Origin of the sequence: Pseudomonas sp. FP453, from assembly GCF_030687495.1 — a bacterium.
Lineage (GTDB): Bacteria > Pseudomonadota > Gammaproteobacteria > Pseudomonadales > Pseudomonadaceae > Aquipseudomonas.
Map to the genome: position 1 here is coordinate 3,214,247 of NZ_CP117435.1, position 26,716 is coordinate 3,240,962.

A 26,716-nucleotide genomic window follows, 5' to 3' on the forward strand; every position below is an offset into this window, starting at 1 on the left:
TGTCGATTATTTAGAAAATGCGAATAGTGATAGTGGTTTTAGCCGGTTTATCCAGGTTTTGTCGAGGATAACAATAGCGTCCTACCCCACCCAGGAGCTGCACCCATGCACACCCGTCAACTCGGCAAAAACGGCCCCCAAGTCTGCGCCATCGGCCTCGGCTGCATGGGCATGACCGATTTCTACACCACCGGCACCAACACCCAGGAGGCCATCGCGACCCTGCACCGCGCCCTGGAGCTGGGGGTCAACTTTCTCGATACCGCCGACATCTACGGCCCACACACCAACGAAAGCCTGATCGGCCAGGCCATCGCCGGCAAGCGTGACCAGGTGTTCCTGGCGAGCAAGTTCGGCATTGTGCGCGACCCGGCCAACCCGGCGCTGCGCGGCGTCAACGGGCGCCCCGAGTACATCCGCGCGGCCATCGACGGCACCTTGCGCCGCCTCGGCGTGGACACTCTCGACCTCTACTACCAACACCGCATCGACCCCGAGGTGGCCATCGAAGAAACCGTCGGCGCCATGGCCGAACTGGTCACCCAGGGCAAGGTGCGTTACCTGGGCCTGAGTGAAGCTTCTGCGGCCACCCTGGAGCGGGCACACAAGGTCCATCCCATCGCCGCCCTGCAAAGCGAATATTCCCTATGGAGCCGCGACCAGGAAGACAACGGCTGCCTCGCGGCGTGCCAGCGCCTCGGCGTTGCCTTTGTGCCGTACAGCCCGCTGGGCCGGGGTTTCCTCACCGGCGCATTGAACAGCCCGGAGGATTTCGCGGCGGACGACTACCGCCGTTTCAGCCCGCGCTTCCAGGGCGAAAACTTTGCGAAAAACTTGCTGCTGGTGAACCAGGTGCAGGCGCTGGCGGCCGACAAAGGCGTATCCGCCGGGCAACTGGCGCTGGCGTGGGTGTTGGCCCAGGGCGATTTCATCATCCCGATCCCCGGGACCAAGCAGCGCAAATACCTGGAAGAAAACGTGAAGGCACTGTCGATCACCCTCGCTCCTGGCGAATTGGCCGCGCTGGAAGCGATCTTCCCGGCGCAGGCAACCGCCGGCCTGCGTTACCCCGAAGCGGTCATGGCGATGCTGGACCTATAAACATCAGGCGCCGGCAAACGGCGCCTCGACTTTCTTGCACGAACGTACCTAAAGCTCCTGACACCCAACCGGCGCACCCTGGGGCGCAGCCAGCACAGCAGGTTCTGGCACCGCGATCTGCCGTTGATCACCACCACGATCAAGTCGACAGAAATCCCGATGTACGGAAAGGTTTTCTCGCTGATGGCCCCTATGTTCTGCACGTAGGACAGGTCAAGTGCAACAGACCCCGTCGCAACATCCAGCGTTAAGCATCTTGCGGCATGCGGGAACCTTCTGCGCGTGACGCCCACAGAATCCGCGAGCCTGACGCGCGAATTCGATAGCGCTGCCAGACCTTTTCCCAAGTTCGACAGAAAGGTTTAATGATGATACTCGCAGCCCTTGGATATTTAGCGGCATCACAACACCGACACACCCCTGGTTCAGAGAACCCTCCCCCGCCCTCACCTTACGACACACCAAAAGACCTGACGCCTGGCGTCGTGAATTTTAAATACCATGTGCTGCAAACCAAAGGCGATATCGAGATTAGCCAAGAACTCTCCTGGGTTCCTGGGCAAAAGCCGTGGATTTTGAAGAACCGAATCGTGGTGAAAACCGGTAATGACGACGACGTCATTCATGTCAGTAACGGGCCAGGGAAGCAGATTCAGATCACCGTAAACGGCAACGTATTCAAGGTTGACACCGAGTCAAAAAAAGGCCCGCAACCGGGGCTATGGATCGATGCGAAGGGGGGCAGCGACAAAGTAACGATCGACCAGGATGTGATGCTTCGTGTCGATGTGGACGGTGGTGACGGCGACGATGATATTCAAGCGGGAGGCGGACGATCCCGCCTGTACGGTCAAGCTGGCAACGACACGCTACGCCTGGGCAGCGGCTTGGGGTATGCAGAAGGCAACGAAGGTGATGACACCCTCATCGGCGGCAGCGGCAACGGCGTCATGTATGGCAACAATGGCAACGACCGTCTTTATGCAGGCGCGGGTGGCAAACATAAGCAAAGTTACCTGGATGGGGGCAATGGCAACGATCAACTCTACGCAGGCAACGGGCATAGTGTCCTGCACGGTGGCAACGGTGATGATGATCTGGTCGGGCATGACCGCACGACATTCTATACCGGTAAAGGCCAGGACCGGATACGAAAAAATCAGGCTCATGACCGCATTTACGCCAAGATCAACGATCAATTTAACCGTAACGTGGGTTCGTCATTTACCCCCGTTTCAACCAGCAACGCGGGCGAGCGGGGGTTTACGGTAACCGGTGATGAAGACTTCAAGCAACGCGTGGCCGATGATTTTGAGTTCATGCGCAGTTCGCCCAATGGTCAGGAGGTCCTCGCTGAGATGGATGCGCTCGCTGACACCAATGGCGGCAAGGTCGTCATTGAGCCCATCGGGTTTGGCGGCACCGATTACGTGTTTGGCAGTAAGGCCTTGGATGCTCTGAGAGCCGGGGGTGAAGGAAAGATTGATGGGTCGACCTATGGCCGAATCACCGATGGCGTGGCCGGGTCTCGCGCTGACCGCGGCCGCATTCGCTACGATGCGCCGTCGATCATCGAGGAAGAGAACGGAAATACGATAGTCCCCGTGACGGGGCTCTACCATGAAATGGCCCACGCCTGGAATGGCGCAAAGGGCACCTTCCTGGGCGGAAGCAGCAAAGCCGACGATCCGTCCGTCAAGGACGACTCAGGCAGCGAAGACTCGACGTACAACTTTGAGTACCAGGTTATCGGCATACCCAACAGCGCAACGCCTTTTGACCTCGATGATGACCCCTCTACCCCGCCCACGACGGTCAACCCGAAACACTTAACAGAAAACGCGCTGAATGAAGAAATGGGCAAGCCACTACGCAAAGCCCACCGGGCTTACCCCCAGCCGGCAGGGTAACGGCCAGTAACGCGAAAAGTCAGCGCCGCTACCCTCACACGACGACACCATCATAAGCAGAAGGCGCCGGCAAACGGCGCCTAGACTTTCTTGCACGACCGTACCTAAAGCTCCTGACACCCAAGCCGATAGCCCTACGAAGCTCCCACAAAGCCGCGTGAATAATAAACGCTTCGTAAGGACGACCTCCATGCCTGCACTGCGCTCCATCCAAGCCCGCTACACCCTGTTTCTGGTGCTGTTCGTCCTGGTGTTATTTGTCTTGACCGTCGTCGGCATCGGCCAGTTGGTCGCGCCCAAGTTGCAGCACACCGAAGAACAGGTGGTGCTCAACCGCGTCAGCGAAGTGGCCGAACAGATCCAGGGCGAACTGAACAAGGTTCAGGCCCAGCAACGCACGATCACCCAAACCATTCCCCTGCTCGACAGCGATGCCATCGACAAGGTCCTGCCGGGCCTGGTGGATCAGTATGGCGAGCTGAAAGTCTTTGGTGGCGGCATCTGGCCGTTGCCCCCAACCAGCGCACCCCGGGGCGCAACAAGCACAGCACGTTCTGGCACCGCGATGCCTCGGGCAAGCTGGCGGTCAACACTTTCTGGAACAGCGACCCCGCGCCAAACTACTACGACCAGAGCTGGTACAAAGGCGGCCTCGCCTCGCCGCGCGGCCAATGCGCCTGGGCTGCCGCGTATAAAGACGACGCTAGCCAGGAGCCGCGCACCAACTGCGCCATGGCCATCCAGCGCGACGGCGCCGCTTATGGCGTGGCGACCATCGACGTGACCCTGGGGTTCTTCAATGACCTGGTGGCCAGCAAGGAAAAAGACATCGGCGGGCAAATGCTCATCGTCGAAGCTGACGGCAAGATCATCAGCAACAGCTCGCGCATCAGCGGCCCGGTGGTGTTGAAGAACATCAGCGAACTGACCGGCACCTCGGCCTTTGCCACCCAGGTCAGCAAAGCCCTGGCCCAGCGCAACCAAGGGTTGCAGCGCGCCGAGTTCGACAACGGCGGCGTCGCCAGCACCTTCTATATGCGCCCGATCGAAGGCACGCCGTGGTTCCTCGCCACCGCCCTGCCCACCTCGCTGATCACCGCCCAGCGCAATGACGTGCTGGGCAGCCTGGCCCTGCTGCAAATTCCCATGGTGTTGTTGCTGGTGCTGTTGCAGGTCTACGCGATCCGCCAACTGGTGCAGCGCATGAAATCGCTGAAGAGCAATATCGACGCGCTGTCTGCTGGCGATGCCGACCTGACACGCCGCATCACCATCCGCGCCGAGGACGAACTGGGGGCCATCGGCCATTCGGTGAACCGTTTTATCGTCTATCTGCAAAACATGATCGGCGAAGTGACCCAGGCCACCGCCGCCATGTCGTCGGGCCTTGCGCAGTTGCAGCAAACCTCGGCGCAAACCAACCAGATCCTGGTACGCCACGCCTCGGAGACCGACCAGACCGTCACCGCCATCACCGAAATGAGCTCCACCGCCGACACCGTCGCGCAGAACGCCGCCGAAACTGCGGCGTTTACCCAACGCGCCAACGAACACGCCGACCGTTCCCGCGTGGTGGTGGGCGAAGCGTCCAACAGCGTCAGCGCCTTGATCGGCGAAGTGTCCAGCGCCACCCACAGCGTGGAAAACATGCGCCAGGACGCCGCCCGCATCACCGAAACCCTCGGCGTGATCGGTGCGATTGCCGGCCAGACCAACCTGCTGGCGCTCAACGCCGCCATCGAAGCGGCGCGGGCCGGCGAACAAGGCCGGGGCTTTGCCGTGGTCGCAGACGAAGTGCGCGCACTGGCAGCGCGCACCCAGGCCAGCACCTCGCAGATCAACGAGATGCTCGCGCGCTTGACCACTGGCGTGAGCACGTCGGTGGCGGCCATGGAAAATACCCAGGCCAGTTGCCAGTCGGCGGCCGATGCCACGGCCCGGGTCAACACCGGCCTGGATGAGATGGCCGGCTCCGTCAGCCATATCAACAACCTCAGCACGCAGATCGCCACCGCCGCCGAGCAACAAAGCGCGGTCACCGAAGAGATCAACCGCAGCATGGCGCACATCCGCCATATGGTCGAAGAACTGGTGCAAAGCGGGCACGCCACCGAAACCAATACCCAAAGCCTGCTGGACGCCAATGGCCGGGTGATTGCCCTAATGAGTCGCTTCAAAGTCCGTTGATCAATTGCTCGCGTACTCCCGTGCAAAGCGCGGGAGTCGGACTATTCTGACAGTTCCCAGTGCTAAGAACGCCACACAGGAGGTGTGCAATGCGCGCTGTCGAGCAGTCGGTCCGCTTGGAGCGGATCAGTCAAGAACGCTTTATCCAGGCCCCTATCGAAGCCATCTACGACTACGTCACCCAGCCCGATCGCTGGCACGAATGGCACCCCACCTCCCTCAGTGCCGACACCGGCACCCTCGGCTCCCTCCCCGTCGGCGCACGCTTTACCGAGTACATCGACCTGCTGGGCGTACGCGTGCCCATGAGCTACCGCGTGCAAATCGCCCGGCGCCCCAGCGAGTTCAAGACCGTGTTCACCTCCCTGGCCGTTGACGGCTCGATTCACTACTTCTTGCAGCCCCACCGCGACGGCACCCTGTTCAAGCGCGTGCTGATCTATGAAACCGAATTGCAATTGGCCACCTTGCATGAGCGCATGCTCGAACTGTCGGCGATTGCCCTGGACCAGCTCAAGCACCGGCTGGAAAACCCACCCTTTGTATAATTTAGAAACATTACCGCCACAGCTCCCCACCGTGGGAGCTGGCTTGCCTGCGATGACGTCGTCATGATCGCCACCGACCATCACTGAGCGAGCCCCTCATGAAAACCCCATTGCGCCTGGCCCTGCTATACGCCCTGTTCACCTCCACCCTGGCCCAGGCCGCCGACCTGATTCCCATCGACGTGCACCGCGACGCCAATTGCGGTTGCTGCAAAAAATGGATCAGCCACCTGGAAAGCAACGGCTTCAAGGTCAATGACCATGTCGAAGCCGACATGAGCGCCGTCAAGCAACGCCTCGGCGTCGCCCCGCGCCTGGGTTCGTGCCATACCGCCGTGATCGACGGCAAGTTTGTCGAAGGCCACGTGCCCGCCGAGCAAGTGCTGGCCCTGCGCAAGCGCGACGATTTGCTGGGCCTTGCCGCGCCAGGCATGCCGATGGGTTCGCCGGGCATGGAGGTGGACGGCCGCAGCGAGGCCTATCAAGTCATCGGCCTGACCCGTGAAGGTAAAGATGTGGTGGTGGCTGACTACCCGGCGCAATGATCGCCGGCTACCTGGGGCTGTTCCTCGCGGCGTTTGGCGCCGCGACCCTGTTGCCGTTGCAATCGGAAGCCGTGCTGGTGGGCCTGCTGCTCAGCGGGCATTACAGCCTGTGGCTGTTGCTGGGGATTGCCACCCTGGGCAATGTCCTCGGTTCGCTGGTCAACTGGTGGCTGGGGCGCTGGGTCGAACACTTCAAGGGGCGGCGCTGGTTTCCGGTGAATGACCGGCAGTTGGACAAGGCGCGCCGCCATTACCAGCGCTGGGGGCATTGGACCTTGCTGCTCAGTTGGCTGCCGATCATTGGCGACCCGCTGACCCTGGTGGCCGGGGTGATGCGCGAACCGTTGTGGCGCTTTCTCTTGCTGGTGACCGTGGCCAAGAGCCTGCGCTATGCCGTGCTCGCCGCCGTAACGCTGCACTGGGTGTTAATCCCCACTTAATCGTCTCCAAACAGCATCCGGGCATCCTTTCCGGAGCCCTGCCAATGCCTTGTTTGCGCGCTTTTTGCATCGCTACCCTACTGACGGCGGGCACTGCCCCAGTGTTCGCCGCGTCCTACGGCCCCGAGCTAGAAGGCTTTCAATACCCTTACCCCGTGGAGCATTTCGCCTTCCAATCCCAAGGCAGACATCTGCAGATGGGCTACATGGACGTCCCCGCCAAAGGCCGCGCCAACGGTCGCAGCGTGGTGCTGATGCACGGCAAGAACTTCTGCGGCGCCACCTGGGAAGACTCGATCAAAGCCCTCAGCGAGGCCGGTTACCGCGTCATTGCCCCTGACCAGATCGGCTTCTGCACCTCCAGCAAACCCGAGCATTACCAGTACAGCTTTCAGCAGCTGGCGCTCAACACCCACCAACTGCTGGAAAAGCTCGGCATTCAAAAGGCCACGATCATCGGCCACTCCACCGGCGGCATGCTCGCTACCCGTTACGCGCTGCTCTATCCGGCACAGACCGAACAACTTGGCCTCGTCAACCCCATCGGCCTGGAGGACTGGAAAGCCCTGGGCGTGCCCTATCGCAGCGTTGACCAGTGGTACCAACGCGAACTGAAACTCAGCGCCGACAGCATTCGCCAGTACGAATTGAATACCTACTACGTCGGTCGCTGGAAACCTGAATACGAACGCTGGGTGGACATGCTCGCTGGCCTCAACGGCGGTCCCGGCCACGCCCAGGTCGCATGGAATTCGGCGCTGATATACGACATGATCTTCACCCAGCCGGTGGTCTACGAGTTCAAGCACTTGCAGATGCCTACCCTGCTGCTGATCGGTACGTCTGACACCACCGCCATCGGCAGCGATATCGCGCCGCCAGCAGTGAAGGCCCGCCTGGGTCACTATGATGTCCTGGGCAAGCAGGCGGCGACGCTGATTCCCCATGCAACCCTGGTGGAATTCCAGGGCCTGGGCCATGCTCCGCAAATGGAAGAACCCGCCCGGTTTCACAAAGCGCTGTTGCAGGGTTTGAACAGCCTTTAACCCACCTTTTGCGAGGCACACGTGAATGTCGGTACAGATCGCAGTTATTGATGATTGGCAGCAGGTCGCCCGTGACGTGGTGGATTGGTCGTCACTTGAAGGCGTGGGCCAGGTGCATTTTCTGCATGACTACCCGGCGGATACCGCCACGATGATCGAGCGGTTGCAGGGCTTCGACGTGATTTGCGTGATGCGCGAACGCTCCACCTTCGACCAGGCCCTGCTGCAGGGCCTGCCCCGGCTCAAGCTGCTGGTGACCGGCGGCATGCGCAACGCCGCCATCGACATTCCTGCCGCCAAGGCCCTGGGCATCCAGGTGTGCGGCACCGATAGCTACAAACACGCGGCGCCGGAACTGACCTGGGCGCTGATCATGGCCTCGACCCGCAACCTGCTGGCCGAAGCCAACTCCCTGCGCGCCGGTGGCTGGCAAGTCGGCCTGGGCGGCGACCTGCATGGCAAGACCTTGGGGATTCTCGGCCTGGGCAGCATCGGCCAGAAAGTCGCGCAATTTGCCCAGGTGTTCGGCATGCGGGTGATTGCCTGGAGCGAAAACCTCACGCCCGAGCGCGCTGCCCAAGCCGGCGTCACCTGGGTCAGCAAACAACAGCTGTTCGAACAGGCGGACATTCTCACCGTGCACCTGGTACTCAGCGACCGCAGCCGTGGCCTGGTGGATGCGCAAGCGCTGGGCTGGATGCAACCGGGCGCGCGCCTGGTGAACACCGCACGCGGGCCGATCGTCGATGAACAGGCGCTGATCCACGCCCTGGAAAGTGGCCGGCTGGCCGGCGCCGCACTGGATGTATTCGCCGACGAACCGCTGCCGCTGGATCACCCGTTCCGCCGCTTGCCCAACGTGCTGGCCACGCCCCATGTGGGCTATGTCAGCGAACAGAACTACCAGCAGTTCTATGGGCAGATGATCGAAGACATCCAGGCCTGGGCCAACGACGCGCCCATTCGCGTGCTTGGCTGACGCACCATTTTGAGGCGTATGCACCTATGTGGCGAGGGAGCTTGCTCCCGCTGGAGTGCGCAGCGCTCCCAAGATTTTTGGGGCCGCTTCGCGCCCCAGCGGGAGCAAGCTCCCTCGCCACAGGAAGGCTTTTTCAAGGGCGCATAAGGTTACAAGTTTTTTGTCCTACAAAATTTCCTCACAAACCCTACAGGCTCTAGGATCTGTCCTAGACTGATGACCGATGGGTCCGTTCGAAAACAAAAACCCCGCAAAAAATCGAAACTTTCCAACTCTGCCGTAGGTCCAGTTTTAAGGTAAGGCGAGCGCTTGCGGTTCACACCCAACGCCCGTCCATCCATTCTTTTCGAGCCAAATGTGCAACTGGCATACGCCTTGCCAGTTTGTACAGTGCTTGTGCGCCTGACCGCAGGAAGCGGTCATCGGAGCTGATGGCAGCGGGCCATTAGCCAACCAACATGTGGGAGAGAACTATGATCAGTGCCGCTGTAGATCTTCAGGGAGAGCGTGTCAGTCAGCCGGTAGAGGGATCTTCATTGATCGATCTGCCAGCCACTTCGCGGCCGGTCGTGAGTCAGAATCCCAATCGCAAGAAAGTCCTGTTCGTCACCTCCGAATTCGCCGACCTGGTGAAAACCGGTGGCCTGGGCGACGTCTCCGCCGCCCTGCCCCGCGCCATGGCCCATCTGCATGATGTGCGCGTGTTGATCCCCGGTTACCCGCAGGTGATGGAAAGCGACAACCCGATTCATATCGTCGGCGAGCTGGGCGGCCACGCCGCGCTGCCGCCGTGCAAGATCGGGCGCATGGACCTCAAGGATGGCCTGGTCATCTATGTGCTGATCTGCCCCGAGCTGTACGAGCGCGAAGGCACGCCCTACGGCGCCAATAACGGCCGCGACTGGCCGGACAACCATATCCGCTTCGCCCGCCTCGGCCTCGCCGCCGCCGACATGGCCGCCAACCTCGCGCAGATCCACTGGTGCCCGGACCTGGTGCACGCCCACGACTGGCCCGCTGGCCTGGCCCCGGCGTATATGCACTGGCGTGGGTCACGCACGCCGACCCTGTTCACCATCCATAACCTGGCGTATCAAGGCGTGGTCAGCCTGGCCTCGACGCCAGAGCTGGGCATTCCACCCCACGCCTTGCAGCAGGAAGGCATGGAGTTCTACGGCAAGATGTCGTTCCTCAAGGCCGGCATGGCGTATTCCAGCCACATCACCACGGTGAGCGCGACCTACGCCCAGGAAATCACCACCCCCGAATTCGGCTGCGGTCTCGATGGCTTCCTCGCCAGCAAGACCCAGCAAGGCCTGCTCAGTGGTATTCCCAACGGCATCGATGAAAGCTGGGAAACCTCCACCGACAGCCACCTGACCCACAACTTCAATATCGGTGACTGGGACGGCAAGGCGATCAACGCGGCTCATGTGCGCAACCTGTTCGGCCTGGACGACTCCAGCGGCCCGCTGTTTGCCGTGGTGTCGCGCCTGGTCTATCAGAAAGGCCTCGACCTCACCGAAGCCGTTGCCAGCTTTATCGTCGAAAATGGCGGCCAGATCGCGATTATCGGCCGTGGCGAACCGGAAGAAGAACAAGCCATGCGTGAACTGGCCCTGCGCTTCCCCGGCCAGGTCGGTGTGCGCATCGGCTTCAACGAAACCGACGCCCGGCGCATGTTCGCCGGCAGTGACTTCCTGCTGATGCCGTCGCGCTACGAGCCGTGCGGCCTGAGCCAGATGTACGCGCAGCGCTTCGGTTCGCTGCCGGTGGCGCGCAATACCGGCGGGCTGGCGGACACCATCGAGGATGGCGTCACCGGTTTCCTGTTCAATGAATCCACCGTGGGCAGCTATCAGGAAGCCCTGAGCCGCGCGTTCAAGGTCTTCGCCTTCCCGCGCCTGCTCAACGCCATGCGCTGCCGCGCCATGACCCAACCCTTCAACTGGTGCCAGGCGGTGGAACCCTACGCCGACCTGTATGAGCAACTGGTGGCCAAGGCCCTGGGGAAATCCGCTAAATAAACCTGGGAGGTCTCTATAGATGCCGGCACGGACTCTGGAAACCTGGCCCCACGGCGCAATCATGCTGGACGCGCAACACACGCGTTTTGCCTTGTGGGCGCCAGATGCGTATTACGTCAGCGTTGAACTGGAAAACGGCAAGTCCATCGCCATGCTGCCCCAGGCAGAAGGCTGGTTTGAAAGTGAAATCGCCTGCCCGGCAGGCACCCGCTACCGCTTCAATATCGACGGGGAACGAGATGTCCCCGACCCCGCGTCCCGCGCCCAGGCCTCGGACGTGCATGGCTGGAGCCTGGTGGTGGACCCGCTCGCCTACCCCTGGCGCCACAGCCAGTGGCAAGGCCGGCCATGGCATGAAGCGGTGATCTACGAGCTGCATGTCGGCGCACTGGGCGGCTATGCCGGCGCGGAGAAACACCTGCCGCGCCTGGCCGAGCTGGGCGTGACGGCGATTGAACTGATGCCGCTCGCGCAGTGCCCCGGCGAGCGCAACTGGGGCTACGACGGCGTGCTGCCCTACGCACCCCACGCCGCCTATGGCACACCCGAGCAGCTCAAGCACCTGATCGACAGCGCCCACGAGCACGGCCTGGCGGTGATCCTCGACGTGGTCTACAACCACTTCGGCCCCGACGGCAACTACCTCGGCCAATACGCCCAGGGCTTCTTTCGCGAAGACGTGCACACGCCCTGGGGCGCCGGCATCGATTTCGAGCGCCGCGAAGTGCGCGACTTCTTCCTCGACAACGCGTTGATGTGGCTGCTGGAATACCGCTTCGACGGCCTGCGCCTGGACGCCGTGCATGCCATCGACAACCCGGACTTCCTGACAACCCTCGCCCGGCGCGTGCGCCAGCAAGTGGATGTCGGCCGACACGTCTGGCTGGTGCTGGAAAACGAATTCAACCAGGCCAGCCTGCTTGAACACGATTTCGACGCGCAATGGAACGACGACGGCCACAACGCCCTGCACGTGTTGCTCACCGGCGAAACCGACGCCTACTACAGCGACTTCGCCCGCGACACCACCGCCAAACTGGCCCGTTGCCTGGGCGAAGGCTTTATCTACCAGGGCGAGACCACCCGCCACGGCCACACGCGTGGCGAACCCAGCGCCCACCTGCCGCCGAGCGCCTTTGTGTTGTTCTTGCAGAACCACGACCAGATCGGCAACCGCGCCTTCGGCGAGCGCCTGCACCAACTGTGCGCGCCCCAGGCACTGCGCGCCGCGACCGCCTTGTTGCTGCTGTCACCGATGATCCCGCTGCTGTTCATGGGCGATGAGGTCAACGCCCGCGAGCCGTTCCTGTTTTTCACCGACCACCACGGCGAACTGGCCGACGCCGTGCGCGAAGGCCGGCGCAATGAGTTTGCCGACTTCGCCGCGTTCCGCGACCCGGCGCTGCGCGAACGCATTCCCGATCCCAACGCCCTGGCGACCTTTGAACAGTCGGCCCCGGTGTTTGCCGCCAGCGAACACGCTGAGTTCTATCGCCACCTGCTCAGCCTGCGCCATCAGCACCTGGTGCCGCACTTGCCCGGCAGCGTGGCACTGGGCGCGCAGGTGTTGGCCGACGGCGCCGTCAGCGCACGCTGGCGCCTGGGCAATGGCAGCCTGTTGCAGATCGACCTGAACCTGAGCGCCACCGCCCTCGATCATCCCGCCAGCACCCACCTGCTATTCGAAACGCCTGCGCAGCAAGGCGCGCACCTGCCGCCCTACAGCGCACGCGTCACCCTATCCCCTGTTGGAGAGCACCCTTGAGCGAAGCGAACCTGGAAATCCTCGCCAGCCGAGCGGGCCTGGCCGTCGATTGGATCGACGCGAATGGCCGCCCGCAACGTGTACAACCCGACGAATTGCGCGCAGTTCTCAAAGGCCTGGGCCACCCGGCCGACAGCGACGCCGAAATCGACGCCAGCCTGCTGCAACTGGAGCAGGTGCAACAAGGCAAACACCTGCCGCCGCTGATGACTGTCGACAGCGGCAGCGGCCTGGACCTGGCGCGTTATTTCGAACCCGACACCCTGTGCCGGGTCAGCCTGGAAGACGGCGAAACCCTGGAGCTGCGCCTGGATGGCGACGCGGTGCTGCCCGGCGTCATCGCCCTCGGCTACCACCAGGTGCATATCGCCGAGCAGACCTTCACCCTCGCCGTCGCGCCCACCCATTGCTACAGCGTGGCCGAAGCCGTCGACAGCGACCCTGCCCGTGCCTGGGGCCTCAGCGCCCAGCTCTATGCCCTGCGCCGCCTGGGTGATGGCGGCTTCGGCGACACCCTGGCCCTCGAACACCTGGCCCGCGCCGCCGCCGAACGCGGTGCCGATGCCTTGGCGATCAGCCCGATGCATGCGATGTTCAGCGCCGATACCGGGCGCTACAGCCCGTATTCGCCGTCCAGCCGCTTGTTCCTCAACAGCCTGTACGCCTCGCCCGCCTGCATCCTCGGCGAGCGCGAAGTGCGCAATGCGCTTGAAGCCATCGGCCTCACCGACGAGCTGCACCGCCTGGAACAACTCGAGCTGATCGACTGGCCCGCCGCCGCCCAGGCCAAGCAAAGACTGCTGCGCGCGCTGTATGCAGACTTCCGCCACGGCGAGCATCCGCAACAGGCGGACTTCCTCAGCTTCCGCCAGGCCGGCGGCGAAGCCCTGGAAAACCACTGCCGCTTCGAAGCCGTGCAAACCCAGCGTGCCGCTGCCGGTGAAGACCTCGACTGGCGCCACTGGCCCGAGGACTGGCGCAGCCCGCAAAGCCCGGCACTCGCGCAGTTCGCCGAGGAACACCGCGATGAAATCGGCTACTTCGCCTTCAGCCAATGGCTGATCGCCCGCAGCCTGGAACGCGCACAGCAGGCCGCCCGCGGCAGCGGCATGGGCGTTGGCTTGATCGCCGACCTCGCCGTGGGCGCCGACGGCGGCGGCAGCCAGGCCTGGAGCCGCCAGGATGAACTGCTCGCCAACCTCACCGTGGGCGCGCCACCTGACATCCTCAACCGCGCCGGCCAGGGCTGGGGCATTTCCGCGTTTTCCCCCGAAGGCCTCAAGCGCAACGGTTTCCGTGCCTTTATCGAGATGCTGCGCGCCAACTTCGCCCACGCCGGCGGCTTGCGCATCGACCATGTGATGGGCCTGCAACGCCTGTGGGTGATCCCCATGGGCGCCTCGCCGCGCGAAGGCGCGTACTTGTATTACCCGGTGGACGATCTGTTGCGCCTGCTGGCCCTGGAATCCCACCGCCACCAGGCCATCGTCCTCGGTGAAGACCTCGGCACCGTGCCCGACGGCCTGCGCGAAAAACTCATCAGCCGCTCGATTCTCGGCATGCGCGTGCTGCTGTTCGAACAAGGCCACGATGGCCAATTCAAGCCCATCCTCGACTGGCCCGACAACGCCCTCGCCACCACCAGCACCCACGATTTGCCAACGCTCAACGGCTGGTGGCACAGCCGCGACATCGAGTGGAATATCGAGCTGGGCCTGATCGACGCCCCCACCGTGGAGCAATGGAGCGAACACCGCCTGCGCGAACGCCAGGCGCTGCGCCAGGCCTTGAGCCAGGACCCGCAGAACTTCGTCGACGAAATCCGCAACGACACCGACCACATGATCGACGCCAGCGTGCGCTACCTCGGCCACACCCGCGCGCCACTGGTGTTGCTGCCACTGGAGGATGCGCTGGGCGTGGAGGAACAAGCCAACCTGCCCGGCACCCTTGACACCCACCCCAACTGGCGCCGACGCCTGGCGGGCGAAGCGTCCAGCCTGCTCGACAATGCCGGCGCCGCCCGCCGCCTGGAACTGTTGGCCGTGGCGCGCAACCAGGCCCACGAGCGTGACCGATGAAAGACCTGCCGCTACGGGCCACCCAACGCCTGCAATTCCACGCCGGGTTTACCCTGGATGACGCGGTGCCGCTGGTGCCCTACTTCGCCGCGCTGGGCATCAGCCACCTGTACGCCTCGCCACTGCTCAGTGCACGCGCCGGGTCCATGCATGGCTACGACGTGGTCGACCCGACCCAGGTCAATCCAGAGCTGGGCGGTGAAGCGGCGTTGCGCCGGCTGGTGACGGCGCTGCGGGCCCACGACATGGGGCTGATCCTCGATATCGTGTCCAACCACATGGCCGTCGGCGGCGCGGATAACCCCTGGTGGCTGGACCTGCTGGAATGGGGTCGCTTGAGCCCCTACAGCGAATTCTTCGATATCCAGTGGCACTCGCCGGACCCACTGCTCAAGGGCCAATTGCTCATGCCCTTTCTCGGCAGCGATTACGGCGAAGCCTTGCAGACCGGCAGCGTAACCCTGCAATTCGACGCGGCCCATGGTGCGTTTTATGTTGCGCACTACGAGCACCGCTTCCCGATCTGCCCAAGGGATTACGCCGAGATCCTCGGTACCGGGGTCTTGCTCAAGCCCATGGCCGAACGTTTCAGCGCCCTCGCCGAGCAGGACGATGCCTACCACGAGGCTGCGTGGCTCAAGCAGGCGTTAGCCGAGCGCGCCACCGACGCGCCGGTGCTGCACGCCATCGAGCAACAACTGGCGGCGTTCGACTTCGAGCGCCTGCATCATCTGCTGGAGCAACAAGCCTACCGCCTGGCCAGCTGGCGCACGGCGGCGGACGACATCAACTGGCGGCGCTTCTTCGACGTCAATGAACTGGGCGGCCTGCGGGTCGAACGCAGCGCCGTGTTCGAAGCCACCCACGGCAAGATCTTCGAACTGATCGGCGAAGGCTTGGTGGATGGCCTGCGCATCGACCATATCGACGGGCTCGCCGACCCACGGGGCTACTGCCGCAAGCTGCGCCGTCGCGTGGACGCCTTGGCGCCGGGGCGGCACTTGCCGATCTTTGTCGAGAAGATCCTCGGTGAAGGGGAAACCCTGCGTGAAGACTGGCAAGTGGACGGCACCACCGGCTACGAATTCATGAACCAGCTGTCGTTACTGCAACATCATCCCGACGGCTTCGCCCCGCTGGCCGAGTTGTGGACCCGCCACAGCGAGCGCCCCTCGGCGTTTATCGAAGAAGCGCGGCTGGCTCGTCAGCAAATCCTCAATGGCTCCCTCGGCGGCGACTTTGAAAGCGTCGCCCAGGCGCTGTTACAAGTGGCCCGCGACGATGTGATGACCCGCGACCTGACCCTTGGCGCGATCCGTCGCGCCTTGCAGGAATTGATCGTGCATTTCCCGGTGTACCGCACCTACATCAGTGCCCGGGGCCGCAGCGCCGCCGACGACAAACTGTTCCAGCAGGCCATGGACGGTGCCCGCAGCACCTTGGGCGAAGGCGACTGGCCGGTGCTCGATCACCTGGCCAACTGGCTCGGCGGCCAGCCGTGGCGCAATCGCCCGGTGGGCCGTGAGCGCAAGATCCTCAAGCATGCCTGCGTACGCTTCCAGCAACTGACCTCGCCCGCCGCCGCCAAGGCCGTGGAAGACACCGCGTTCTATCGCTCGGCGGTGCTGCTGTCGCGCAACGATGTGGGCTTCAGCACCGAGCAGTTCAGCGCGCCGCTGGCCGACTTCCACGAGGCCAACCAGCAACGTTTGCGCACGTTCCCCGACAACCTGCTGGCCACCGCCACTCATGACCACAAGCGCGGCGAAGACAGCCGTGCGCGGCTGGCGGTGCTCAGTGAATGTGCGCCGTGGTACGTCGAACAGGTGGAGCATTGGCGCCGCCTGGCCGCACCGTTACGTGGTGAAGGCAGCCCCTCGGCAGGCGATGAGCTGATTCTTTATCAAGTGCTGCTGAGCAGTTGGCCGCTGGACGCTGACTTCGACGGCTATCAGCAACGTCTCTGGCAATGGCAACAAAAAGCCCTGCGCGAAGCCAAGTTGCACAGCAGCTGGAGCGCACCCAACGAGGCCTATGAGCAAGGCGTCGAAGCCTTCCTCGCGCGCTTGCTGCACAGCGATGCCGGCCATGCGCTGCGTACGGCCATCGGCGACGCCGCCGAGGCCATCGCCCGCGCCGGCGCGATCAATGGGCTGGCGCAATCCTTGCTTCGCATCACGGTGCCGGGTGTGCCGGACCTGTACCAGGGCGCCGAGTTCTGGGACTTCAGCCTGGTGGACCCGGACAACCGTCGCCCGGTGGATTTCAGTGCACGGCAACAGGCGCTGCAAACCCCACCGGACATCGGCGAACTGTTGTTGCACTGGCGCGACGGGCGTATCAAACAAGCCGTGATCGCCCAGGCATTGGCCTTGCGCAAGGCCCATCCCGAGCTGTTTCGCAGCGGCGATTACACGCCACTGGAAGTGGTTGGCACGCATGCCGAACGGGTACTCGCGTTCAGTCGCGAGCACCAGGGCAAACGCCTGCTGGTGGTGGTGCCGCGCTGGCCCCACCACTTGCTTGAAAACGGTGTGCAGCCCCAGTTCGATGCGCAGGTTTGGGGCGATACACGGGTCAAATTACCGTTCGCCGCCACGGCACAAAAATGGAAGGGACTTTTCCACACAGGCGCAGTCACACCAAACAAGGAGCTGCCACTGAGCACTGCCCTGGGGGATTTCCCGGTCAATGTCTTTATCAATCCTGATGATCAAGGAAAGCTGAACATTTTCTGTGAGGAGCATTGCGATGAGTACTGAAGACAAACGCATACGGGAACTGGCCCATCAGATCTGGGAGTCGGAAGGCAAACCCCATGGCCAGGACACGCGGCACTGGGAGATGGCGCGCAAGCTGGCGGAAGCGGAGGCGTTGACGCCGAGCAAGCCCAAGGCCAAGCCGAAAGCGCCGCCCAAGCCCAAGCCAGCAGCGGCCAAGCCGCCCGCCGAGAAAAAACCCAAGGCACCGCGCAAGCCCGCCGGTTGACCGCATTCCCCTGTGGGAGCGGGCTTGCCCGCGATAGCGGTGGCACATTCAACATCGCTATCGCGGGCAAGCCCGCTCCCACAGGAGGCACGCATTTCACTCTGAATCTGATGTTTACCTGACCCATTGTCGGCACGGCTTCGTTCGCCCCGAAAAAACCTTTGCAGGAGCACCCCCATGAGCAAACCCGAGAAAACCCCGCCGACGCCCAAAGACGAGCCGTCGCGCATTCGTGAAGGTTTGCCCTTCCCCCCTCGGCGCCACCTGGGATGGCCTGGGCGTCAACTTTGCGCTGTTCTCGGCCAACGCCACCAAGGTCGAACTGTGCCTGTTCGACGATACCGGCGAGGTCGAGCTGGAACGTATCGAGCTGCCCGAATACACCGACGAAACCTTCCACGGCTACCTGCCCGACGCCCACCCCGGGCTGATCTACGGCTACCGCGTGTACGGTGCGTACGACCCGGCCAACGGTCACCGCTTCAACCATCACAAATTGCTCATCGACCCCTATGCCAAGCAGCTGGTGGGCGAACTGAAATGGTCCGAGGCCCTGTTCGGCTACACCATCGGCCACCCGGACGACGACCTCAGTTTCGACGAACGCGACAGCGCGCCGTTCGTGCCCAAGTGCAAGGTCATCGACCCCGCGCACACCTGGGGCAACGACCAACCGGTGCGCGTGCCGTGGGACCGCACGATCATCTATGAAACCCACTTGCGCGGTATCAGCATGCGCCACCCTTCGGTGGGCGAAGCCGTACGCGGTACCTGCGCAGGCTTGATGGAGGACGATGTGCTCAAGCACATCCGCCAGCTCGGTGTGTCATCGGTGGAATTGCTCCCCGTGCATGCCTTCGTCAATGACCAGCACCTGCTGCAAAAAGGCATGACCAACTATTGGGGCTACAACAGCATCGCGTTTTTTGCCCCCGACCCGCGCTACCTGGCCAGTGGCAAGATCGCCGAGTTCAAGGAGATGGTCGCGCACCTGCACGAGCAGAAACTCGAAGTGATCCTCGACGTGGTCTACAACCACACCGCCGAAGGCAACGAGCGCGGCCCGACCCTGTCCATGCGCGGGATCGACAACGCCTCGTACTACCGCTTGATGCCGGATGACAAGCGCTTCTACATCAACGATTCCGGCACCGGCAACACCCTGGACCTGAGCCACCCGTGCGTGCTGCAAATGGTCACGGACTCCCTGCGCTACTGGGCCAACGAGATGCACGTGGATGGGTTCCGCTTCGACCTGGCGACCATCCTCGGCCGTTACCGTGATGGTTTCGACGAGCGCCACAGCTTCCTCGTCGCCTGCCGCCAGGACCCGGTACTGCGCCAGCTCAAACTCATCGCCGAACCCTGGGACTGCGGCCCCGGCGGTTATCAAGTAGGCAACTTCCCGCCGGGCTGGGTGGAGTGGAACGACCGCTTCCGCGACACCGTGCGCGCCTTCTGGAAAGGCGATGACGGCCAGCTGGCCGATTTTGCCGCGCGCATGACTGCCTCCGGCGAGATGTTCAACCATCGCGGGCGTCGCCCCTACAGCTCGGTGAATTTCATCACCGCCCACGACGGCTTCACCCTGCACGACCTGGTGTCGTACAACGACAAGCACAACGAGGCCAACGACGAGAACAACCAGGACGGCAGCAACAACAACCTGTCCTGGAACCACGGCGTCGAAGGCCCCACCGACGACCCGGAAATCAATGCGCTGCGCTTGCGCCAGATGCGCAACTTCTTCGCCACCCTGCTGCTGGCCCAGGGCACGCCGATGCTGGTGGCGGGTGACGAGTTCGCGCGCACCCAGCACGGCAACAACAACGCCTATTGCCAGGACAGCGAAATCGGCTGGGTCAACTGGGACCTGGATGAGGACGGCAAGGCGCTGCTCAAGTTCGTCAAGCGCTTGATCAAGCTGCGCCTGGCCTACCCGATCCTGCGGCGTGGGCGCTTCCTGGTGGGCGACTACAACGAAGACATCGGCGTCAAGGATGTCACCTGGCTCGCCCCGGACGGCAACGAAATGACCACCGAGCAATGGCATGACAGCCAAGGCCGTTGCCTCGGCATGCTGATGGATGGCCGGGCGCAAGAGACCGGGATCCGTCGCCCCGGTGCCGACGCCACCCTGTTGCTGGTGGTGAACGCCCACCACGACATGGTCAATTTCCGCCTGCCGCCAGTGCCGGAAGGCGAGTTCTGGACCTGCATGGTCGATACCAATCAACCCTCGGTACGTGGCCAGGAACGCTTCGAGTTCGATCACGAGTACGCCGTGACCGGCCGCTCACTGCTGCTGTTTGAACTGCAACATTCGGAAGAGGTGTGAGATGACGCTCCACGGGTTCCTTCAGGACAGCCGGAATTATGGCAACACGCAGGCACTGGGCGAGGCACTGAAGGCGCTTCAACGCGCAGAGCTGGACTGCCTGCCGCTGCCGGGCAGCGGCGAAACCCTGGAGCGCTTCCGCCGCTTGGCGCAGGTCGCAGGCCATGATCTGGGCCTGTGCAAGCTGTTTGAGGGGCACACCGACGCCTTGGCGATCATCGCCGAACTGCACGGCCCGCTGCCGCCGTCGGGCAGCACCTGGGGCATGTGGGCCGCCGAGCCGCCGACGGCAAAAGTCCGCGTGCGTCGGGACGGCCAGCACTGGGTCGTCGACGGGCGCAAGGCCTGGTGCTCCGGCGCGGCCGTGGTCAGCCATGGGTTGTTGACCGCCGGGAATGAGGCGGATGAGCAGCAGTTGGTCGCCGTCCCCATGGATCAACCGGGGGTCACAGTGACGGACGCCGGCTGGCACGCTGTGGGCATGGCGGCCACAGGCAGTGTGGAAGTTGTGTTCAGTGGCGCCACAGGCGTGGCAGTCGGCGGGCCGGGGGATTACCTCGCGCGCCCCGGTTTCTGGCAGGGAGGGATCGGCATCGCCGCCTGCTGGTACGGCGCCGCGCAGCGCCTGGCTGAAACGCTGCGTGCGCTCTGCACGCAACGCCCGGAGCCCCATGCCCTCGCCCACCTGGGCGCGGTGGACAGTGCATTGAACAGCGCGGCCTGCGTTTTGCGCGCGTGTGCCCGGCAAGTGGATCAGCAACCGTTGGCCAATGCCCAGCCATGGGCGCAACAGGCCCGCGCCTGTGTCGAGGACAGCGTGGAGCAGGTGATCCGCCACGTCGGTCGCGCCGTCGGGGCGGGCCCGTACTGCAAGGATGCGCACTTTGCGCAGTTGATGGCGGACCTGCCGGTGTATGTCCGCCAGAGTCATGCCGAACGCGACCTGGCTGCGCTGGGTGAAAATGTCGTCGGTGCACCCACAGGAAGGTGGCAGTTATGAAACCCAATCCGATCGTCGGCCAGGGCACGCCGTTGCACCGTTGGCAGGCATCCACGCAATTGGCGCAAGTGGCCCACATCAGCGTCGCGCAATTGGTGCCCGAGGGGTGTCGCGCGGTGATTATCGCGCCGCACCCGGATGATGAAGTACTCAGTTGTGGCGGGCTGTTGCAAGGGTTGGCGGCGTTGGGGCGGCCCGTGCAGTTGATCTCCGTCACGGATGGCAGCGCCAGCCACCCAGGTTCACGCCGTTGGCCGGTGGCGCGGCTGAATGTGGTGCGCCCGCAAGAATCGGCCCAGGCCCTGCAGCGCCTAGGCCTGCCACTGCAAGGCCTGACATGGTTGCGCGCCGGGTTTGCCGACAGCCAGGTGGCCGCCCGCGAGGGGGAACTCGCCGCGTTTATCGGCCGCCATCTCACGCCCACGGACGTGGTGTTCGCCACATGGCGCGAGGACGGCCATTGCGACCATGAAGCCGTGGGCCGCGCCAGCGCCGTGGCGGCGCAGGCCGTTGGCGCGCGGTTGTATGAGCTGCCGGTGTGGGCCTGGCATTGGGCGTCCGCCGAAGACAGCCAGTTGCCCTGGCACCGCGCGCGCAAAATCCCGTTGACCCGCGCCGCCGTGGCGCGCAAACGCCATGCGATCCATGCGTTTGCCAGCCAGCTGGAGGGTGACCCGCAGATCGGCTTGCCGGCGGTCTTGCCGCCGCATGTGGTGGAACGTCTGCTGCAACCGTTCGAAGTGGTGTTTGTATGAGTGTGGCCACGCCGTATTTTGACCAGTTGTTTGCCGGCAACGATGACCCCTGGGCCTTTCGCCAACGCTGGTATGAGCGCCGCAAACGCGCACTGACCCTGGCAGTGCTCACGCGCCCACGGTACGCCTCGGTGTTCGAACCCGGCTGCGCCAACGGCGAGCTGAGCGCCGAGCTGGCACCCCGCTGTGATCGCCTGCTGTGCTGCGACACGGCAAGTGCCGCCGTCGCACTGGCGCGCAGCCGCTTGCTCGGGTTCGCCCACGCGCGGGTGGAGCAAGCGCGCCTGCCCGAGCAATGGCCGAGCGAACGGTTCGACCTGATCGTGTTGAGCGAGTGGTGTTACTACCTCGATGTGGCGGACCTGCACCGGGTAATCGAACACGCCCTTGGCTCGCTGAGCGACGACGGGCAACTGCTCGCCTGCCACTGGCGCCCGCCCATCGAGGGTTGCCCGCAAACGGCGGACCAGGTGCATGCCGTGCTGGCGCAACGTTTGGGAATGGCACAGGTGGTGAGCCATCACGAACCCGATTTCCTGCTCGATCTCTGGAGCCGCGACGGCCGCTCGGTGGCGACACTCGAGGGCCTGCAATGATCGGCGTGCTGATTCCCGTGCATAACGAAGAAGCCTTGCTGGCGGAATGCTTGAAGGCCGCTGTGATCGCCGCCAACCACCCTGGGCTGTTGGGCGAACGGGTCCAGGTCCTGGTGCTGCTCGACAGTTGCAGTGACAGCAGTGCGCAGATCGCCCAGGCCTACCCGGTGCACAGCCTGTCGGTGCAGGCGCGCAACGTGGGACGGGTGCGCGGCATAGGCGCCCGGCACTTGTTGAACCAGGGCGCGCGGTGGATTGCCTGCACGGATGCCGACAGCCGCGTGGCGCCAGACTGGTTGGTGGCGCAATTGGCGCTGGGGGTCGAGGCCGTGTGTGGAACGGTCACCGTGGACGCCTGGAGTGAAGGCTTCGATCCGGCCGCGCAGATCCGCTATCACCAGGCCTATCAAGCCCGGGACGGGCACCGGCACGTGCACGGCGCCAACCTGGGCATGAGTGCCGGCGCTTACGTGCGAGCCGGCGGTTTCGAGCCCCTGGCGTGCCATGAAGATGTGCAGTTGGTGCGCAATCTGGAGCGCTGCGGGGCCTCCATTGCCTGGAGCCACACCCCGCAGGTGATCACCAGTGCCCGCCTCGATTGCCGCGCCGAGGGCGGCTTCGGCGATTACTTGAAGAGCCTGATGCACGCCCCGTGAAAAAAACGACATTGCAAGATGTAAAAGCGACCAGTCCTTGACTATGCTGAGGACGCCTTGCTGGCAATCCAGGGTTGGAGTGCCGCGCAATCACCACAGCGGAGCCTGTGGTGAATAAAAGAGCGTCGTCCCGTCAACGGGGTACGACCCGCATTCACCGACAAGGACGTGACACCCATGAAGCTTGCCTCGTTAAGCGAAGGCCGCCGTGGCCCGGCGCAAATCTGGAACAGTGCGCCACAGCTGGCGCAAATCCCCGTGATCAACCCGAGCACGCTGGTACCGCCGGGCGCCCGCGTGGTGGTGATTGCCCCGCACCCTGGCGATGAAGTGCTGGCCTGCGGTGGCTTGCTGCAACTGCTCAGCACCCTCGATCACCCGCTGCAACTGATTTCGCTCACCGACGGTAGCGCCAGCCACCCGGGTTCCAACGTCTGGCCGGCGAGTCGCTTGAGCGTGGTGCGCCCCCAGGAAAGCGTCGAGGCGCTACGCCGCCTGGGCATGCCATTGCACAGTTTGAAGTGGATTCGCGGCGGTTTTTGCGACAACGCCCTGGCCGCGCGCGAGCAACCCTTGAGCCAATTTATCGCGCGCTACCTGCAACCGGGCGATGTGGTCTTCAGCACCTGGCGCAACGACGGCAATGACGACCATGATGCCGTGGGCCGCGCCAGCGCGAAGGCGTGCAGCTTGACGGGGGCACGGCATATCGAACTGCCGATCTGGGCCTGGCACTGGCCCGCGCGCGAAGCCTCGGTCATCCCCTGGCAACGAGCCCGCAAGGTGCGCCTGGATAGCTGGAACGTGGCGCGCAAACTGCACGCCACCCATGCCTACGCCAGCCAACTGGCCGGCGACCCCGAGATCGGTCTGGCGCCCATGCTTGCCCAGGTGCTGCTGGAGCGTATGCGCGAGCCGTTTGAAATCATTTTTGCCTAGGTCCCCACTCGTCTGGACCTGTTATTTTTTACAGTAGCGACCCAGGCCATCCCCGACTAAGGTAAAAAAGCGCTGCACAGGTTGAGGTGCAGTCGAGAAACCCATGCCAACCCTTTGCATTGGCCGGTGTTTTTGAGCAGGTAACCCGTCGTCCCTGGTTCGTATCGCGCACAACGTTGTCATGGTCAGAACTCCACCTGCCGACGCGGGTGCCGGAATAACGCCCCTCTGCTCGAGGACGGATCATGCGCGTATGCACACCTCCCCTGCTCTACCTGAGTCTCGCCGCCTCTGCGCTGTTCACCTGGCCGCTGCCGGCACAGGCCGCCTGCACCGTCAGCGGCAGCCCTGCGAGCGGTCAGGTGTTTACCTGTGTCAGCGGCACCGACCCCGGTATCAGCGCCCTGACGGGTGACAACCAGGTGCTGTTCCCCAGCGGCAACAGCACGATCAACGGCAATGTGACACTGGGCCCGGGCAACGATCTGGTCCAGTTGGACGCACCGGACACGCGGATCAACGGTGCGGTGAGCATGGGCGATGGCGCGAACATCTTTCGCCTGAACAAGGGCACGATCAGCGGCGCGGTCAGCCAGGGTTCGGGCGCCGATATCGCACAAATCAGCGGTGGCCAGGCGGGAGCGATCAGCCAGGGGGCCGGCGTTGACAATTTCTCCCTGAGTGGCGGCACCATCGCCTCGCTGGCCCAGGGCGATGGGCACGACAAATTCTTCATGAGTGGCGGCACGATCACCGGTGCGTTCGAAGACGGCGATGATGCCAAGATGACCGGCGGCACGATTGGCCGGGTGGATATGAAACTCGACAAAAACCTCTTCGACATGAGTGGCGGGACCATCATCAACAACCTGGTGACCGGCTTTGACAGCGACACCATCTTGATCTCGGGCACCGCCTATATCGGCGGCAAAGTCAGCACCAGCGGCGGCTCGGACACCATCACCGTCACGGGCGGCACCCTCAACGGGCAAGTCCTCGCCAGCACCGGCGAGGACCACTTCAGCTGGATCGGCGGTGGCCGAGTCAACGGGTTCATCCTGCTGGGCCCCGACAACGACACGGCGCTGTTGCAGAACCTCAATGAAACCCTGCTGTCTGCCACATCAGTGATCGACGGTGGCACCGGCACCGACACGCTTACCTTCGACAACACCCAGGCTGCGACGCCCGGGCGCTACTCCAGCTGGGAGCAGGTGACCGCTGGACAACAACGCCAGCTTCAACCTCGGCGGTACATTTTGTGCTGGGCGACACCGGTACCGGTACCGGCACGATGACGATCAATGGCAGCAGCAAGCTGTTGGTCAACACCGGTGCCATCAGCGCCTTCACTGCCGGGCAGTTGGTGACCCTGAACAACCGCGGCATGATCGAGATGAACAGCACCAACGCCTCCACCACTGACACCCTGACGGTCAACGGCAATTACATCGGCATGGGTGGCGGGATCGCGCTGCAAAGCGTGTTGGGCGGCGACGGTTCCGCCAGCGACAAACTGGTGGTCAGCCAAGGCACGATCTAGGGCAGCACCGCCATCAGCATCACCAACGTTGGCGGCGCGGGTGCCGCCACCTTGCAGGACGGCATTCAAGTGGTGCTGGCCAGCAACGGTGCCAGCGGCGGCGCCAGCGCGTTTACCTTGGCCGGTCCGGTGTCTGCCGGGGCGTTTCAGTATCGCTTGTTCAAGGGGGGCGTCACGCCCGGCACCGCAGAGAACTACTACCTGCGCTCCACCGTGCCGGTCACCCCGCCTGATCCGGTAATTGTCGTGCCGCTTCCCAGTCCCGGGCCCGACGAGCCGCCCCTGCCGCCCAACCCGGGGATCACGCCGATTCCGATCTACCGCCCCGAAGTGCCGATCTACGCTGCGCTGTTTCCAGCCGCCCAGCAAATCGTCCAGGGCATGCTGGGCACCTACCACGAACGCATGGGCGAGCAGAGCCAACCACAGAGCGACCCTCTTCGCGCAGGTTGGGGCCGCGTCTACGGCAGCAGCAGCCGGCAACGCTTCGCCGGCACGGTCAGCCCCACGCTCAACAGCTCGATCAGCGGCTTTCAAGTGGGCAGCGACCTCTTTACCCACAGCACGGACGACGGCCAGGTGCTGCAGGCCGGGTTTTTCGTCGGCCACAGCCGCTTGCGGGGCGATATCAAAGGTTTCAATGGCGGCTGGCAGGACAACGACGCAGGCAGCACCACCCTGCGCGGTGACAGCCTGGGCGCTTATCTGACGCTGATTGGCACCCACCAGGCTTATCTGGATGTGGTGTTGGTGGGCACGCGACTGGACGGCCACAACGCGTCTGACCGTGGCGTGAAGATGAAGACCCGTGGGCACAACGTCTCGGCCTCGGCGGAAGTCGGCCGGCCGTTCCAGGTAACGCCCCACTGGGTTGTAGAGCCCCAGGCCCAGTTGATCGTTGGCAAGACCCGACTGGACAGCCAGAACGACGGTATCTCCGACGTTGCGTACAAAGCCGACACCACCGTCACCACCCGCCTGGGCGTACGCCTGCGCGGTGATTACCACGTCAGCGGCATGCCGTTGCAACCCTATGCGCGCGCCAACGTCTGGCACACCGCAGGCGGAAAAAACACCGTCACCTTTGCCGACGTCACCGACATCGATACCGAACAGAAATCCACCACCCTGGGCGTCAGCCTCGGCGCCAACCTCAGGGTGGCGCCGGGTGTCAGCCTTTACAGCGAAGTGGGTTTCAATCGGAACCTGGACAGCAATGCCTTCAATGGCCGCCAAGGCACGCTGGGCCTAAGAATGTCATTTTGACGCCCT

At 63.6% G+C, this 26,716-nt stretch carries 18 protein-coding genes and 2 pseudogenes; all 20 read left to right on the top strand.

All coding sequences use genetic code 11. The features are described from left to right. Positions 1-105 precede the first annotated feature (105 nt). On the top strand, positions 106-1,101 hold the full coding sequence (locus tag PSH87_RS14395) for an aldo/keto reductase (protein ID WP_305429906.1): 996 nt from the start codon (positions 106-108) through the stop codon (positions 1,099-1,101). Between the two features lie 485 nt (positions 1,102-1,586). Further along, positions 1,587-3,011, top strand: a complete 1,425-nt coding sequence (locus PSH87_RS14400) for a M91 family zinc metallopeptidase (protein ID WP_305429907.1) — start codon at positions 1,587-1,589, stop codon at positions 3,009-3,011. Between the two features lie 579 nt (positions 3,012-3,590). After that, positions 3,591-5,198 carry a methyl-accepting chemotaxis protein gene (locus PSH87_RS14405; RefSeq protein WP_370695323.1) on the top strand — a complete coding sequence of 536 codons (1,608 nt, stop codon included), beginning with the start codon at positions 3,591-3,593 and terminating at the stop codon, positions 5,196-5,198. Positions 5,199-5,287: 89 nt separating this feature from the next. Then, positions 5,288-5,746, top strand: a complete 459-nt coding sequence (locus tag PSH87_RS14410; RefSeq protein WP_305429908.1) for an SRPBCC family protein — start codon at positions 5,288-5,290, stop codon at positions 5,744-5,746. Positions 5,747-5,844: 98 nt separating this feature from the next. After that, positions 5,845-6,291, top strand: coding sequence for a DUF411 domain-containing protein (locus PSH87_RS14415; protein ID WP_305429909.1), 447 nt, complete (start codon positions 5,845-5,847; stop codon positions 6,289-6,291). Beyond that, positions 6,288-6,731, top strand: coding sequence for a YqaA family protein (locus tag PSH87_RS14420; RefSeq protein WP_305429910.1), 444 nt, complete (start codon positions 6,288-6,290; stop codon positions 6,729-6,731). Before PSH87_RS14415 ends, PSH87_RS14420 begins: the two co-directional genes overlap by 4 nt. A gap of 44 nt (positions 6,732-6,775) precedes the next feature. After that, positions 6,776-7,777, top strand: a complete 1,002-nt coding sequence (locus tag PSH87_RS14425; RefSeq protein WP_305429912.1) for an alpha/beta fold hydrolase — start codon at positions 6,776-6,778, stop codon at positions 7,775-7,777. A gap of 25 nt (positions 7,778-7,802) precedes the next feature. Then, on the top strand, positions 7,803-8,756 hold the full coding sequence (locus PSH87_RS14430; RefSeq protein WP_305429914.1) for a D-2-hydroxyacid dehydrogenase family protein: 954 nt from the start codon (positions 7,803-7,805) through the stop codon (positions 8,754-8,756). 473 nt (positions 8,757-9,229) lie between these two features. Continuing rightward, complete coding sequence (gene glgA / locus PSH87_RS14435; protein ID WP_305429916.1) at positions 9,230-10,783, top strand: glycogen synthase GlgA; 1,554 nt, start codon at positions 9,230-9,232, stop codon at positions 10,781-10,783. Positions 10,784-10,802: 19 nt separating this feature from the next. Further along, a complete protein-coding gene (gene treZ / locus PSH87_RS14440) occupies positions 10,803-12,548 on the top strand; it encodes a malto-oligosyltrehalose trehalohydrolase (protein WP_305429917.1) in 1,746 nt (581 codons plus the stop codon). After that, positions 12,545-14,629 carry a 4-alpha-glucanotransferase gene (gene malQ, locus PSH87_RS14445; RefSeq protein ID WP_305429919.1) on the top strand — a complete coding sequence of 695 codons (2,085 nt, stop codon included), beginning with the start codon at positions 12,545-12,547 and terminating at the stop codon, positions 14,627-14,629. The genes treZ and malQ overlap by 4 nt, the downstream gene beginning before the upstream one ends. Further along, on the top strand, positions 14,626-17,391 hold the full coding sequence (locus PSH87_RS14450; RefSeq protein WP_305429920.1) for a malto-oligosyltrehalose synthase: 2,766 nt from the start codon (positions 14,626-14,628) through the stop codon (positions 17,389-17,391). Before malQ ends, PSH87_RS14450 begins: the two co-directional genes overlap by 4 nt. Next, on the top strand, positions 17,381-17,617 hold the full coding sequence (locus PSH87_RS14455) for a DUF2934 domain-containing protein (protein ID WP_017736708.1): 237 nt from the start codon (positions 17,381-17,383) through the stop codon (positions 17,615-17,617). Before PSH87_RS14450 ends, PSH87_RS14455 begins: the two co-directional genes overlap by 11 nt. A 177-nt stretch (positions 17,618-17,794) precedes the next feature. Next, positions 17,795-19,955: pseudogene (glgX, locus tag PSH87_RS14460) on the top strand (glycogen debranching protein GlgX). A 1-nt stretch (position 19,956) separates the two neighbouring features. After that, a complete protein-coding gene (locus PSH87_RS14465) occupies positions 19,957-20,955 on the top strand; it encodes an acyl-CoA dehydrogenase family protein (RefSeq protein WP_305429921.1) in 999 nt (332 codons plus the stop codon). After that, positions 20,952-21,710: a PIG-L deacetylase family protein gene (locus tag PSH87_RS14470; protein WP_305429922.1), complete on the top strand. Its 759-nt coding sequence runs from the start codon at positions 20,952-20,954 to the stop codon at positions 21,708-21,710. Before PSH87_RS14465 ends, PSH87_RS14470 begins: the two co-directional genes overlap by 4 nt. Then, positions 21,707-22,306, top strand: coding sequence for an SAM-dependent methyltransferase (locus PSH87_RS14475; protein ID WP_017737652.1), 600 nt, complete (start codon positions 21,707-21,709; stop codon positions 22,304-22,306). The genes PSH87_RS14470 and PSH87_RS14475 overlap by 4 nt, the downstream gene beginning before the upstream one ends. Beyond that, a complete protein-coding gene (locus PSH87_RS14480) occupies positions 22,303-22,962 on the top strand; it encodes a glycosyltransferase family 2 protein (RefSeq protein ID WP_017737653.1) in 660 nt (219 codons plus the stop codon). The genes PSH87_RS14475 and PSH87_RS14480 overlap by 4 nt, the downstream gene beginning before the upstream one ends. A 177-nt stretch (positions 22,963-23,139) precedes the next feature. Next, complete coding sequence (locus PSH87_RS14485; protein WP_017737654.1) at positions 23,140-23,901, top strand: PIG-L deacetylase family protein; 762 nt, start codon at positions 23,140-23,142, stop codon at positions 23,899-23,901. Positions 23,902-24,146: 245 nt separating this feature from the next. Further along, positions 24,147-26,710: pseudogene (locus PSH87_RS14490) on the top strand (autotransporter outer membrane beta-barrel domain-containing protein). Positions 26,711-26,716: the final 6 nt, after the last annotated feature.

What these genes read in the sequence shown, in the direction of transcription:
- PSH87_RS14395 (WP_305429906.1), top strand. Translation starts at nt 106, where the DNA reads ATGCACACCCGTCAACTCGGCAAAAACGGCCCCCAAGTCTGCGCCATC.
- PSH87_RS14410 (WP_305429908.1), top strand. Translation starts at nt 5,288, where the DNA reads ATGCGCGCTGTCGAGCAGTCGGTCCGCTTGGAGCGGATCAGTCAAGAA.
- PSH87_RS14415 (WP_305429909.1), top strand. Translation starts at nt 5,845, where the DNA reads ATGAAAACCCCATTGCGCCTGGCCCTGCTATACGCCCTGTTCACCTCC.
- PSH87_RS14420 (WP_305429910.1), top strand. Translation starts at nt 6,288, where the DNA reads ATGATCGCCGGCTACCTGGGGCTGTTCCTCGCGGCGTTTGGCGCCGCG.
- PSH87_RS14425 (WP_305429912.1), top strand. Translation starts at nt 6,776, where the DNA reads ATGCCTTGTTTGCGCGCTTTTTGCATCGCTACCCTACTGACGGCGGGC.
- PSH87_RS14430 (WP_305429914.1), top strand. Translation starts at nt 7,803, where the DNA reads ATGTCGGTACAGATCGCAGTTATTGATGATTGGCAGCAGGTCGCCCGT.
- glgA (WP_305429916.1), top strand. Translation starts at nt 9,230, where the DNA reads ATGATCAGTGCCGCTGTAGATCTTCAGGGAGAGCGTGTCAGTCAGCCG.
- treZ (WP_305429917.1), top strand. Translation starts at nt 10,803, where the DNA reads ATGCCGGCACGGACTCTGGAAACCTGGCCCCACGGCGCAATCATGCTG.
- PSH87_RS14450 (WP_305429920.1), top strand. Translation starts at nt 14,626, where the DNA reads ATGAAAGACCTGCCGCTACGGGCCACCCAACGCCTGCAATTCCACGCC.
- PSH87_RS14455 (WP_017736708.1), top strand. Translation starts at nt 17,381, where the DNA reads ATGAGTACTGAAGACAAACGCATACGGGAACTGGCCCATCAGATCTGG.
- PSH87_RS14465 (WP_305429921.1), top strand. Translation starts at nt 19,957, where the DNA reads ATGACGCTCCACGGGTTCCTTCAGGACAGCCGGAATTATGGCAACACG.
- PSH87_RS14470 (WP_305429922.1), top strand. Translation starts at nt 20,952, where the DNA reads ATGAAACCCAATCCGATCGTCGGCCAGGGCACGCCGTTGCACCGTTGG.
- PSH87_RS14475 (WP_017737652.1), top strand. Translation starts at nt 21,707, where the DNA reads ATGAGTGTGGCCACGCCGTATTTTGACCAGTTGTTTGCCGGCAACGAT.
- PSH87_RS14480 (WP_017737653.1), top strand. Translation starts at nt 22,303, where the DNA reads ATGATCGGCGTGCTGATTCCCGTGCATAACGAAGAAGCCTTGCTGGCG.
- PSH87_RS14485 (WP_017737654.1), top strand. Translation starts at nt 23,140, where the DNA reads ATGAAGCTTGCCTCGTTAAGCGAAGGCCGCCGTGGCCCGGCGCAAATC.